Source organism: Pseudoalteromonas sp. SANK 73390, assembly GCF_054966645.1.
Window position 1 is genome coordinate 1 of sequence record NZ_ARPN01000108.1, and the last position, 13507, is coordinate 13507.

General features: G+C 40.7%; 13 protein-coding genes and 1 tRNA gene. 6 read left to right on the forward strand and 8 right to left on the reverse strand.

The window, feature by feature from the left end:
• Positions 1-13: 13 nt before the first annotated feature.
• From SANK73390_RS13680 to rlmE, 7 genes are all read right to left on the reverse strand, one after another.
• Positions 14-98 (reverse strand) — tRNA-Leu (locus tag SANK73390_RS13680).
• Between the two features lie 64 nt (positions 99-162).
• Positions 163-513, reverse strand: a complete 351-nt coding sequence (gene secG, locus SANK73390_RS13685) for a preprotein translocase subunit SecG (protein ID WP_462766578.1) — start codon at positions 511-513, stop codon at positions 163-165.
• Between the two features lies 1 nt (position 514).
• On the reverse strand, positions 515-1264 hold the full coding sequence (tpiA, locus tag SANK73390_RS13690) for a triose-phosphate isomerase (RefSeq protein ID WP_261592247.1): 750 nt from the start codon (positions 1262-1264) through the stop codon (positions 515-517).
• A gap of 79 nt (positions 1265-1343) precedes the next feature.
• Positions 1344-2684 (reverse strand): phosphoglucosamine mutase, encoded by a 1341-nt coding sequence (glmM, locus tag SANK73390_RS13695; protein WP_462766580.1) that lies wholly within the window; start codon positions 2682-2684, stop codon positions 1344-1346.
• Positions 2681-3529: a dihydropteroate synthase gene (gene folP, locus SANK73390_RS13700; RefSeq protein WP_462766581.1), complete on the reverse strand. Its 849-nt coding sequence runs from the start codon at positions 3527-3529 to the stop codon at positions 2681-2683. Before folP ends, glmM begins: the two co-directional genes overlap by 4 nt.
• 157 nt (positions 3530-3686) lie before the next feature.
• On the reverse strand, positions 3687-5624 hold the full coding sequence (ftsH, locus tag SANK73390_RS13705) for an ATP-dependent zinc metalloprotease FtsH (protein ID WP_462766582.1): 1938 nt from the start codon (positions 5622-5624) through the stop codon (positions 3687-3689).
• Positions 5625-5692: 68 nt separating this feature from the next.
• The gene (gene rlmE, locus SANK73390_RS13710; RefSeq protein WP_462766583.1) at positions 5693-6322 is read right to left on the reverse strand and encodes a 23S rRNA (uridine(2552)-2'-O)-methyltransferase RlmE; all 630 of its coding nucleotides are present in this window, start codon (positions 6320-6322) and stop codon (positions 5693-5695) included.
• A gap of 83 nt (positions 6323-6405) precedes the next feature.
• On the opposite strand from rlmE, the gene yhbY reads away from it, so the two are divergent.
• On the forward strand, positions 6406-6699 hold the full coding sequence (gene yhbY, locus SANK73390_RS13715; RefSeq protein ID WP_261592243.1) for a ribosome assembly RNA-binding protein YhbY: 294 nt from the start codon (positions 6406-6408) through the stop codon (positions 6697-6699).
• A gap of 23 nt (positions 6700-6722) precedes the next feature.
• Here yhbY and SANK73390_RS13720 read toward each other — a convergent pair whose 3' ends face one another.
• Complete coding sequence (locus tag SANK73390_RS13720; protein WP_462766585.1) at positions 6723-7862, reverse strand: serine hydrolase domain-containing protein; 1140 nt, start codon at positions 7860-7862, stop codon at positions 6723-6725.
• 148 nt (positions 7863-8010) lie between these two features.
• Here SANK73390_RS13720 and SANK73390_RS13725 point away from each other — a divergent pair, with 148 nt between their 5' ends.
• The 5 genes from SANK73390_RS13725 (at position 8011) to SANK73390_RS13745 (ending at position 13494) form a co-directional block, all read left to right on the forward strand.
• Positions 8011-8763, forward strand: a complete 753-nt coding sequence (locus tag SANK73390_RS13725; RefSeq protein WP_462766586.1) for a hypothetical protein — start codon at positions 8011-8013, stop codon at positions 8761-8763.
• 72 nt (positions 8764-8835) lie between these two features.
• Positions 8836-9675 carry a MipA/OmpV family protein gene (locus SANK73390_RS13730; protein ID WP_462766587.1) on the forward strand — a complete coding sequence of 280 codons (840 nt, stop codon included), beginning with the start codon at positions 8836-8838 and terminating at the stop codon, positions 9673-9675.
• A 234-nt stretch (positions 9676-9909) separates the two neighbouring features.
• On the forward strand, positions 9910-10617 hold the full coding sequence (locus SANK73390_RS13735; RefSeq protein ID WP_462766588.1) for a response regulator: 708 nt from the start codon (positions 9910-9912) through the stop codon (positions 10615-10617).
• Positions 10618-10627: 10 nt separating this feature from the next.
• Positions 10628-11914 (forward strand): sensor histidine kinase, encoded by a 1287-nt coding sequence (locus tag SANK73390_RS13740; RefSeq protein ID WP_462766590.1) that lies wholly within the window; start codon positions 10628-10630, stop codon positions 11912-11914.
• A gap of 233 nt (positions 11915-12147) precedes the next feature.
• The gene (locus SANK73390_RS13745) at positions 12148-13494 is read left to right on the forward strand and encodes a sodium-dependent transporter (RefSeq protein ID WP_462766591.1); all 1347 of its coding nucleotides are present in this window, start codon (positions 12148-12150) and stop codon (positions 13492-13494) included.
• The last annotated feature ends 13 nt before the right edge of the window (positions 13495-13507 follow it).

Sequence of the window (13507 nt, forward strand, 5' to 3'; positions counted from 1 at the left end):
TTTTTTTTATATTTGGTGCGGATGGGGGGACTTGAACCCCCACGCCCGAAAGCACTACCCCCTCAAGGTAGCGTGTCTACCAATTCCACCACATCCGCTTTATTTCGACATGACATTTGATTGAGGAATCAAACAGCCGAGTAACTTAAGGCTACTACTCTATTAATTTGGCACATCTGATGTATTATCATTATCAGATGACGCAGGTACGTCTGACGCTGCGGGTGCTACAGTTGATGCAGCCGGTGCTTCAAGATTCTCCCACTCGTCGGTCTTTTTAATTTGACCTGCGGTGAGGTTACCCAAAACAATACTTAAAACAAAAAATACAGTCGCTAAAACGGTTGTAGTTTTTGTCATAAAATTACCTGCACCCGATGAGCCAAATACTGTCGCTGATGCGCCTGCACCAAACGACGAACCCATATCCGCACCTTTACCTTGTTGAACTAGCACCATACCAACAAGTGCTAAGGCAACAATTAAGTAAACAACCAATAATATTTCGTACATTTTATACGTTCCCTACTGCACTTTTACAGATACTCGCAAAAGCATCTTTTTTCAGACTCGCTCCGCCGATTAAACCGCCGTCAATATCTGCCTGTGCAAATAATAATTCACTATTCTTTTCATTAACACTGCCACCATAAAGGATACGCAGTGCGTTAGCAACTTGCTCATCATAAGCTATGAGCATGTCGCGAATAAACTTGTGTACCGCTTGCGCTTGTTCTGGAGAAGCTGTTTTACCAGTTCCGATAGCCCAAACGGGCTCGTATGCTATCACAGAATCATTTAATGCCGCTATACCTAATTTGCTAATAACTGCTTTTATTTGCTTGGCAACAACTTGTTCTGTTTTGCCAGCTTCACGTTCAGATTCTGTTTCACCAACACATAATATTGGTATTAAGCCAAATTCTTGAGCTTTAGCAAACTTATCAGCTACTTGCTGATCTGATTCTTTGAAAATACTCCGTCTTTCAGAGTGACCAACTAAAGTGTATTTTGCACCTAGCTGTTTAGCTAGTTGTGCATGAATCTCTCCAGTAAAAGCACCTGAGTCAAACTCTGAAATAGTTTGAGTTCCGGCCTCAACATTTTCACTTAACACTTCACTAAGCAATAATGCGGGAGGAAATATAATAACATCCACATTTGAATTACTATACTTTTTAACTTCATCACACACTTGAGATACTAACTCCACAGAGCCATTCATCTTCCAGTTACCTGCAACAATAGGCTTACGCTGTGCCATACGATACTCCGCATCAGAAAGCGGGTGAGATACTAACTTGCCTCACCCTGATTTACAAGAAATAAAATAAAAAATAAGATTAATTGCTCACAGATTCAACAACTTCAGCAATTTTAGTTGCAAAGTCGATAACTTGCTTCTCTTGTTCGGCTTCAACCATAACTCTGATCACAGGTTCTGTTCCCGACTTTCTCAGTAACACTCTACCTTTACCCGCTAATTCTTGCTCTACCTCTACAACGGCTTGCTTAACAATGTCCTGCTCGGTTGGATCATTATTAGTCTTGTAGCGAACATTGATCATTTTCATTGGATATTTTGTAAAACCACTACCCAAGTCCTGCAATGTTTTGTTCTGTGACACCATGGCAGCCAATACTTGTAAACTAGAGATAATACCGTCACCTGTGCAAATAAGGCCAAGATTCAGTATATGTCCAGAGCTTTCACCACCAATGGTCCAGCCATTTTGATTAAGTAGCTCCATGACATAACGATCACCTACTTTACTTCTTACAAAATCTATTCCTCTTGCCTTGAGCGCATTTTCAAGTCCCATATTAGACATGACCGTACCCACAACGCCACCATTTAATGTGTCATTCGCATGCGCTAAACAGGCAATAATATAGACGATATCGTCACCATCAAATACGTGACCATTGTGGTCCACCATCATGACACGGTCGCCATCACCATCGTACGCAATACCTACATCAGCTTGGTGTTCTAATACTTGACGCTTAAGACTATCAACATGTGTTGCACCACATTCATGATTAATATTTAACCCGTTTGGCTCGCATGCATGGCAAATTACGGTCGCCCCCAATTCACGCATAACTGCGGGTGCAATGTGATAAGTGGCACCATTTGCACAATCCAATACAATCTTTAAACCTTCAAGAGATAAGTCTTTAGGAAATTGGCTTTTACAAAACTCAATATAACGGCCATCAGCATTTTCAAGACGACGCGCTTTACCTAATTTCTCTGAGGCAACACAGGTCATTTCCTCATCCATCATAGCTTCAATTTCAAGTTCAACACTATCGGCTAGCTTTAACCCGTTACCACTAAAAAATTTAATGCCATTATCATGATACGGATTATGTGACGCGCTGATCACAATACCCGCTTCTGCTCTAAAAGTTTGTGTTAAATATGCTACAGCAGGGGTTGGCATAGGGCCTAGTAGCACCACATCAATACCAGCAGCAATTAAACCCGCCTCTAAAGAGGTTTCTAATAAGTAACCAGAAATACGCGTATCTTTACCTATAATTACTTTTTTTGTGCCAGTTTTCGATAAAACTTTACCAGCAGCCCAACCTAATTTCAGCGCAAACTCTGGTGTAATTGGGTATTGCCCAACCAAACCTCTCACTCCATCTGTACCAAAATATTTTCTAGTTGTCATATGGTTACTCCATTACGCGCTGCGTGCCATACAGTAAGCACGTCAGCAGTTTGTTGAACATCATGAACCCGTAAGATGTGCGCACCCTGCTGTGCACACAACAACGCCCCCGCTAAACTCGCAGCAAGCCGCTCACTGGTTTCTCTATTTAGTAAATTACCAAACATAGACTTTCGAGAAAGCCCTGCTAATAATGGCAGTTTGAAAGACTTAAAAGCGCCAAAGTTACCCAACAACTCAAAATTGTGGGATAAGTCTTTACCAAAGCCAAAACCCGGGTCGAGTATAATGCGCTCTTTATCGATACCGTATTTGTTACAAACTAGCAGCCGTTCGCTGAAAAACGCCTTAATATCTAAAATTAATTCATTATAAGTTGGCTTTTTTTGCATCGTACGTGGTTGGCCTTGCATGTGCATTAAGCATATTGGCACATCTGGGTAAGCAGCCACCACTTGCAATGCATCTGGTTCCTGTAAGGCCCTAACATCATTTATAATATCTGCGCCAGCTTTGATCGCCTGTTGCATCACTTGTGCTTTACTGGTATCAACAGAAATAATACAGTCGCTATAGCGACGTATACCCTCTATCACGGGTATCACACGCTGCAACTCTTGATCGCAAGCAACATCTGGCGCACCAGGGCGTGTAGATTCACCACCAATATCTAGTATTGTCGCACCTTGTTGAATTAAGGATAAAGCCTGTTTGACAGCGATGTCACTCTGATAATAAGCACCACCATCTGAAAAAGAATCAGGAGTTACATTGACGATCCCCATAATCTGGGGCGTATCGAGGCAAAGTGTGCGGCCTCTAGGTAAACGGATTGTAGTTATCATTGTTTTACTCAGCTCAGAGTAATATTAGTTAGTGCCAAAGCACTTTGCTTGGCAAATTAACAATTATGCGAAACAACATCATCGCGATAATTCAATTTAGCGGATATGAAAAAGCCCCGACATCGCGGGGCTTTGCAATATAGTGCTATTTTAACCGTTATTCAGGCCTATCATCAAGCTCTGAAGGGGTCTGAGAGTCATCTGCAGCCTTTTTTTCCTCATCTGATGATGACTTTTCAGCTGTTTTGTCAGATTTACTTTCCGGCTTGCGGTCATGTGCATCACGTGGAGGCCTAACTTCTGAGCGCGTCATCAAATCATCAATCTGACCCGCATCAATCGTTTCGAACTTCATTAATGCATCTTTCATGCTATGCAAGATATCCATATTATCTTTTAAAATTTGCTCTGCGCGGTCATAGTTGCGAGTAACAAAGTCTTTAATCTCAGAGTCAATTAACTTTGCAGTCTCATCTGACATACCAGCAGTTCTATGCGAACCACTGCCCATGTACATTTCACCTTGCTCTTCAAGATACATTTGCGGTCCAAGCTTACTACTTAATCCCCACTGCATAACCATTTTTTTGGCGATATCAGTTGCACGTTCAATGTCATTACTTGCACCTGTTGTTACTTTATCTTCGCCATAAATTAACGCTTCTGCAATTCGACCACCATATAAACTAGAAAGCATTGACTCTAGATGTTCTTTAGAATGGCTCACACGGTCTTGTTCAGGTAAATACATAGTCACACCCAAGGCACGACCGCGAGGAATAATAGAAACCTTATAAACAGGATCATGCTCTGGCACTAAGCGACCTACAATGGCATGCCCAGCCTCATGATAAGCAGTCATTTCTTTTTCATGCTCGCTCATCACCATTGACTTACGCTCAGCACCCATCATGATTTTGTCTTTTGCAGCATCAAACTCGGCCATACTTACTTTTCGTTTGTTACCACGAGCAGCAAATAAGGCAGCTTCGTTGACTAAATTTGCAAGGTCGGCACCTGAAAAGCCAGGCGTACCTCGTGCAATTAATGATGCTTCAACATTATCATCTAGTGGCACTTTGCGCATGTGTACATTCAATATTTGCTCACGACCACGGATATCTGGCAAACCAACTACAACCTGACGATCAAATCGACCTGGGCGCAATAAAGCTGGATCTAAAACGTCAGGCCTGTTGGTTGCAGCAATTACTATAATACCTTCATTGCCTTCAAAGCCATCCATTTCTACTAGCATCTGGTTTAAGGTTTGCTCACGTTCATCATGCCCTCCCCCCATACCAGCACCGCGTTTACGTCCAACCGCGTCAATTTCGTCAATAAAAATAATACAAGGTGCTGCTTTTTTAGCTTGCTCAAACATGTCACGAACACGCGATGCACCTACACCTACAAACATTTCAACAAAGTCTGAACCAGAAATAGTAAAAAACGGTACTTTCGCTTCACCGGCAACCGCCTTAGCAAGTAAGGTTTTACCTGTTCCTGGAGGGCCAACCATCAACACACCTTTAGGTATGCTACCACCTAATTTCTGGAACTTTGATGGGTCGCGTAAGAAGTCCACTAACTCTGTGACATCTTCTTTTGCTTCATCACAGCCAGCAACATCTGAGAATGTTGTTTTAACTTGATCCTCACTCATTAAACGAGCTTTGCTCTTGCCAAATGACATTGCGCCCTTTCCACCGCCACCTTGCATTTGACGCATGAAGAAAATCCACACACCAATAAGTAGTAACATTGGGAACCAAGAAATAAAAATGTTAGCCAAGAATGATTGCTCTTCTGGAGCAACACCTTTGACATTGACATCATTTTTCAATAAATCATTGATAAGATCTTCGTCATACATTGGCATGATAGTTTGAAAACGCTCACCATTTCCTTTCATTCCAGTAATAGTACCGGATGAACGATCGATGTTAACGTCTCGCACTGCGCCGCTTCGCACTTCTTTAACAAACTGCGTGTAACTGGTTTGACGATCTGTTAAATCGCCGCTATTGAAACTCTGAAAAACGGTCATAAGCACTACTGCTATCACCAACCAAAGTATTAAGTTCTTCGCCATATCGCTCAAGGGGTTAACCTCTTGTATCCAAAATTATTTAAATTCATTTTTTGTGCCCTTCAACTGTACTACAGTTTGTATCCTGTCGCCACTATATATACTTCACGTGAACGAGGGCGAGAGGCTTTTGGTTTTCTGATTTTAACTATGTTAAAACATTTACGAACCTCTTGCACAAACTGATCAAATCCTTCGCCCTGAAAAACTTTCACCGCAAAGGCACCGTTTTTGCCGAGCACCTGATGGCACATATCTAACGCCAATTCGACCAAGTACATACTTCCAGCCTGATCTGTGGACATGTTACCGCTCATGTTAGGAGCCATGTCTGAAAAGACAACATCAATATTTTTACCACCAATGCGCTCTAATAACGTATTGAGCACGGCCTCTTCACGAAAGTCACCTTGTAAAAAATCAACACCAGCCAAAGAGTCCATAGGTAGAATATCACATGCAATAACTTGCCCATTTTCACCCACTTGCTCTGCTAAGTATTGCGACCAACTACCGGGAGCTGCCCCCAAATCAACTACGCTCATACCTGGTTTAATGAGTTTATCCCGCTGCTGAATTTCTTCTAGCTTAAAAACTGCGCGAGAACGAAAACCACGCTTTTGTGCTTCATGAACGTATGGGTCGTCCACATGTTCCTTTAACCAGCGCTTTGAGCTCGCTGAGTGCTTTTTATTTGCCATATTAACTGCAACTCATTAGTAATATTGTCTAGATGGCGGTAGAATATGAAAATTCAAGCCTATATTTAGTAAATTGTACCAATATGACTTTATCAAATAAACAAAAGCAGTACCTTAAAGGGTTAGCACATCCACTTAAACCTGTAGTTTTACTCGGTGCGAATGGTTTAACCGAAGGCGTACTCGTTGAAATTGACCAATCTTTAAACATTCACGAACTTATAAAGGTAAAAGTACCGACTAATGATCGCGAAACAAAACAGCTTATTTTTGATGCTATTGTTCGTGAAACAGGCGCTTATAAAGTGCAAACTATCGGTCATATCATCGTGCTATATCGCCAAAGTGAAGAAAAGAAAATTCAATTACCACGTTAATTACTTTCTTTGTGCGCCATTGTTTATTGCTTTGGCGCCATTTTATATTTTTTGATTACTTGTGAAATAAAATCCGTCGTTAATTGATTAATGGCGCCGCTCTCAGCATTAAGTAGCAAGCTGAAACCTACGTTTAAAGCTGGAATTACGACTATATCAGTTCTATATCCCTGCACCCAACCACTGTGATACATAATATATTCTCCATCATAATCGTATATACGCCACCCTAAACCGTAAAATGCATCGTTCACGTGATTGCGCCATATTCGACGCCGAAGTTCTCTTTTTGTATATGTATATGGGCGGCTTTGTATCGTCAGCGCCTCTAAAGATAATACATGAGGAAATAGCCCTAGCTGTGCTTTTAACCACTGTACCATATCTTGCGCACTGGCATTGATACCTGCCGCTGGTGCAACTTTATAATAGTGGGGTTTAAGTTTGGCAGTATGCCAACGCTTTCGCCCCAACACATGAGGTAAAGCATAATTACTATCTTTTAGCATATTATCAATACCCACCCCACCGTCATTCATTTTCAATGGTTTAAAAATAAACTCCAGCAACCAACGCTCATAAGGCATCCCTGTCGCGTGCAAAATAACGTCTGAAATAAGACTAAACATCGCATTTTGATAACCATAACATTGTCCCGGCTTGCAAATACGCTTAACTTTAATCAAACGCTCAATAATTTGCTCATAGGGCATTCTCGATTCAATCAAATTATCGTAAGCATTGGGCACTAAGCCACTTGAATGACTGAGTAAGTGATACACTTTTAGTGAATGATAATCTGTATCTTTTATATATGGCAGGTAATCACTCACATAATCATCTAATCGAAGGTAATGTTGGCTCGCAAGTTTGGCACTTAATGAGCCCGCGAACGTTTTTGACACAGATGCCAGCCGAAAACGGGTATTTTCATCAACAGGCAGCCCTTTACGCACTTTAGTATTGCCATAACCCTTTGCTAATGTGCCAAGTTCACCGTGAACAATACTTAATGCAGCACCTGGAATTGATTTTTCTTTCAGTTTGCGCTCGACTTGCTTAGAATAGCTGTTCAAAAATTGGTGCCACTGCTGCTTTGCGTCTTCTAATGCATGGACTTTTGTCGTAAATAGCCAAAATACAACAATAACTAAATACTTCATAATGACCCTATAAACTCGAATTGAAGAAAGTTTATCACGAAGTTAACCGTTATTTGTATTGCCAATTAAGACTTTAATTATAACGTGAGGTACTTGGATGCGTTTTTTGCTTATACTTTTTATTTTAGCTTTGTCTTTTGGCTGTTCGATGACCAAAAAGATGGCACCAAAACTTAATGTGCCGCCTAAGCCTATATTAAGTAAAGAGGTTTACCAACTCAGCTACGGTACTGAACTAGACTCAGCCAGAATCAAGTCTGTGCAACTGCCCGCTCACCCTATCCAAAAAAACAATACCGTGCGTATTGTTGATCACAAAGTTGCTATGACTGATACATTACGCGCACACCTTGTATACACATTGAAGCAACAAGGTCTGAAAGTAGTTTCTAAAAGTAGTGCTGACTATGTTCTAAATGTACATCAACTAGATTTAACATTCGGTCCAAATAATACCTATATACTAAATAAGCCAAAAACTTCACACGCGCTTTATGAATTGGTTACTCAAAAAGCACCCAGCTATCAATGCAGTAATATTATTGCCAGTGTAAGTATGAGGTTGACACATGTCGCTTCATCCGATGTTGTTTGGTTTGCTAAATCATCAATCGATAGTGCAAGTTTTCAAGGTATTCCTCTACAGTTTAGCTATACCAAAGAAGAAAAAATCGCAAATGAGCATGATATTATCTCATTTATCGTAGAACAAAATACTGAACAAGCCAGAATTGCGCGTACTAAAGTACCAGTAGAAATACCAAAATATCAAATAGAACACACTATTAGCGAGCCGCAAAAAACAGCTGGCGCTTGTTCTGAAACTGAAGTGAGTGCACTTAGCAGTGCAATGCACCAAACGTTAAGTACAATATTGATTGATAAGATAAACGTGCTTTAGTTGACACTTTTTTACAGTTCCCTGCCTCACATATCAATATAATATTCACCATCAATGTGGTTGGTGAATATTATGTCCCGAACTCTCCGTTTGGTAACGCTACTTTTCTGTCTATCCAATACTGTACATGCAAGTAATCGGCTTTACGCAGATAACACTTTTAAGCCGAGTGAAAATTTCGTCTTTGATATTAGCTTTGGAGCTGGGTATGTGTTTGAAGATTCATACCTAGTGGGTTCACAAGCCCACCAAGAAGGCGTCGAGTTACTGAATATAAATGTCTATGTAAACTATGGCAATTGGTACTTTGATGTAGATCGCAGTCAACTGTCAGGTGGTCTGGTGCTTGGTTACAGCGCAATAGAAAAATACGATTGGGGGTTAGATTTAATTTTAACTCAAGCACAAGATGGCTTTAGTGAAAATGGTTTTGACTTATACCGGTCTAATCAAATACCTGAGCTAAAAGGAATTAATGAACGACAATTTGATATTACCGCAGGATTACGTTTAAGCAAACGCTATGGTGGCAATCAATTATCATTTGAGTTACTACAAGATATTAGTAGTACTCACAATGGCTGGGTATTAAGTACATTCTTTAGCAAAATAGTACCATGGCAAAATTGGGATTTTAGAACAGCTATCGGCATTAACCTATACTCTAATGATTTTACTGATTATTATTTTGGTATCGCCCCAGATGAACAAACGATTGAACGCCTAGCATATAACCCTAAGGGTGCATATAGCTTAGTGTATGAATTACACACAGAATACCCCATCGCCGAACGCTGGGTGTTTTTAGCTGGGTGGATGTCAACTTGGTTTTCAAAGCAAATTTACCACAGCCCCATTGTTCGCCAAAACCATCAACATAAAGCCAAACTTGGAGTACGTTATGTATTTTGAAACTCAGCGAACTTCTGTATTGCGAAATTATAACTATAACGGCACTCAATTAAGCTTGGAGAAATAATTTTTTCAGATCCAATATTTTAAGTATTTTACTTGGTTAACTAACTTTTCCTAAAGTTCAGTTTAACTTTATAAAGTGACAGTTGCGGATGACTAAGGCAGAATTGGTAACAACCTTGTGATCCCGCGAGCATCATTACTAGAACAATTAATAAACAGGAGTTAAAAATGGATAATTATGGCACGATTCTGCTAGTAGAAGATGATGAATCTCTTGCTCAGTGGGTAGCCGATTACTTAAATAACCAAGGTTATACTACACATGTATGCGAACGTGGCGATAAAGTCGTAAATATGGTCAGAACCCTCAATCCCGATATTGTTTTACTTGATGTTATGCTGCCAGGTCAAGATGGGATCAGTGTGTGCCGTGAACTGCGTCAATTCTATCAAAAACCGATTGTAATGCTTACTGCAAAAGATGAAGAAATGGATGAAGTAATTGGTTTAGAGGTCGGTGCTAGTGACTACGTCATAAAGCCTGTGCGACCAAGAGCTTTGCTTGCAAGGATCAAAGCCATGTTGCGCGTATCAAATGACGCAACGACGGCAAATAATACCAATGACAATTTAATACGTGTTGGCAACCTAAATATCGATACTCAAGCACGTAAAGTATTATTACAAGGTAGCGAAGTCAATATCTCAAGTGCTGAATATTTACTCCTGCACTTTTTAGCCTCTAATGCTGGCGAAGTGGTTTCTCGCGACGCCGTGTTCAAAGCAACCAAAGGACGAGAATATGATGGGCTTGACCGAAGTGTTGATGTGCTCATTTCTGCACTTCGTAAAAAATTCGATGACGACCCACAGCACCCAGAAAAGATTAAAACAATTTGGGGGAAAGGCTATTTAATGGTACCCAGCGCATGGTAAAGGCCACAATGTGAGAAAACTTTACCTTTACCTGCTTGCCAGTGCCCTTGTTTCAATTGTCGTACTTGGTTGGCTCATTGATATTTTTAGTGAACAAGCATTAGAAGTAGAAGATACCTTTGGCTGGCAAAGTACATTGGCAACGGGTGCAGCAATTCAAGCCGCACGCCAAGCACCCGAGCAACGTGCAACTTACATTCAGACTTTAAGTGCAGATTATGAGTTAGCAATTAATTATAAAAAAGGTAATATGCTCGCGGTTCCTACTGAGCTTAAAGCCCAAATGCTAACAAAAAAAGGGTTAGTACTTGAGGACCAGCAAGGCTTCTATTTGCTCAAGACCAACCAAGCATTGCTGCCTGATTACTTAGAACTACGCTTAGAAAAGCCACCTGAACGTCAGGATAATGATGCGCTTTTAACTTTACTGTTTTACGCTGGTGTGTGCACATTCATGTGGTTTATTCTCTCGCCACTGGCCAAGCGCTTATCCATACTAACTGAGGCTGCTAAGCAGTTCGCCAGCGGTAATTTCAGTGCGCGCATTGCTACAAACAAGTTCACCTATATTAAAGATGTAGAACTCACTTTTAACCGCATGGCAAGCCAGATTGAAAAGCTTCTTGCTGAAAATAAACTGCTGGCTTCTAGTCTATCTCATGATATTCGTACACCTGTTGCTTGTTTACGATTCGGTCTGGACGCTGCGCTAGACGAACAAGATGTGAGCAAAATACATACTCTATTATCACGCATGGAAAAAGACCTAGATCAAATGGAAGATATGCTAGCAAGCTACCTATCTTTTGCCACCCTAGAACAAAAATCACATTTACTAAAGTTTGAGGTCACTGGTGCAGGCGATTATTTTAGCTCTTTAACCGAGCAAGTGGCGCCTAAATTTCAAAACTCTGGACTGCGCATTGAGCACGAAGTTGAGCATCCACTATCTATTAAAGCCGATTTACACTGGTTGGCACGCGCGGTAACTAACTTACTAACCAATGCAGCTGATTTTGCTGAGCACTCAGTGTTAATTAGGGTTGTTAGTGATGAACACAACGTACTTATTCATATAGAAGATGATGGGCCTGGTATTGCACCACAGAACTGGCATAAAGTATTTAACCCATTCTTTCAGGAGCAAACTCACCGTAATCGCGCACAAAAGAGCTATGGGTTAGGTCTGGCTATTGTCGCCAAAGTCGTTGATTGGCACCATGGGCACGCCACAGTCTCACAATCTGATATTTTAGGTGGTGCCAAGTTTACTTTAATTTTACCTTGTAAAGCCTAGTAAGCAGCGTAAAGTAATTATCACACATATATAATAGCTGGCTGTTAATTAACTGAAAAATAAATAACTTATCCCTAAAGTGCCTACAAAGCTCTGGAGGTTTAATGTTACAACCCTTTAATTGAAGAAAAACTGCGCTAGATCATGGCATTCTAATTACAATTAGCGCTTTTTATTTGTCATTATTTACAGTAGATTGTCAGCCGCCGTAAAAAATAGAGAAGTATAAAAATATGAGCAGTGTGCGCGGAGAATTTAGTTCTCGCTTTGGTTTTATAATGGCAGCAGCTGGGTCGGCTGTGGGCTTAGGTAATATTTGGGGCTTTCCTACTCAAACCGCTAGTAATGGCGGGGCCGCATTTGTATTAGTTTATTTAGTGTTAGCATTTTGCTTAGCTTACCCCGCTTTAATGGCTGAGTTGGTCATTGGCCGCCATGGCCAAGCTAATGCCGTATCTTCATTACAGAAACTTTCTAAAAATGCTTTTAATAAACGTTTCGCATTCGCGGTGGGGTTTGGCGGTATTATTTGCGCAGGGTTAATTTTAAGTTTTTACGCCATTGTTGCTGGGTGGATGTTTACTGCAACCTTAGAACCCATTACTAAACTTGCAAATATGCCCGATGCCACCGTGTGGTTAAGTAACCAATCACTTGCACGTGATTTAATATTTACTTCTATATTTGTGATACTCACCATTTCTATTATCAGCAAAGGCGTTGAAAATGGAATAGAGAAATGGTCCAAGCGTCTTATGCCTGCACTTTTAGGGATTTTATTTTTACTGATAGCATATGTTCTGATACAAGACGGGGCAAGTGAGGGCTTAAAAGCATACTTGGTGCCAGATTTCTCATCAATTTTAGACCCAGAGCTACTAGTAAGTGCGCTTGGCCAAGCGTTTTTCTCACTCTCTCTTGGCACAAGTGTGATGATCATCTACGGCTCATACATCAGCAGACAAGAAAACTTAGTTTCTCTAGGTGCTTATGTAACCCTTATTGATGTCTTTATCGCATTTGTTGCTGGCTTATTAATTATTCCGGCAATGTATGTAGCCCAAGCGCAAGGGGTTGAAATATTCAGCGCTAACGGTCAACTCTTATCTGAGGACACTTTAGTCTTTCAAGTGCTACCAGCACTATTCGATAGTATGGGAGATGTCGGGCTATTTGTTGGGTTTGCATTTTTTGCACTTATGAGTATTGCTGCTTTAACTTCATCGATTTCCATGTTGGAAGCACCAGTATCCTACGCAGTTGAACGATTTGCTTTATCACGTTTGCAAGCCACTTGGATGATTGGTGCCCTTATCTCTTTCGTTAGCTTCACAATCATCTTTAACTTTAGTGATTTATTTGGTTTTGTCGTGAGCTTAACAACACAATTTGGTCAGCCACTGATTGGTATGTTTTGTTGTGTTTTTGTTGGCTGGATATGGCAAAGAAACAACTTGCTCACAGAAATAAAAAATGGCTATCCAGAAGCTGATAATAGCCTTTTTTGGAAAATATGGCCTTGGTATATTAAGTTTGTCTGTCCCGTGGCAATCGCCTTAGTGTTTATACACTCACAATAAATACTGATGAGCG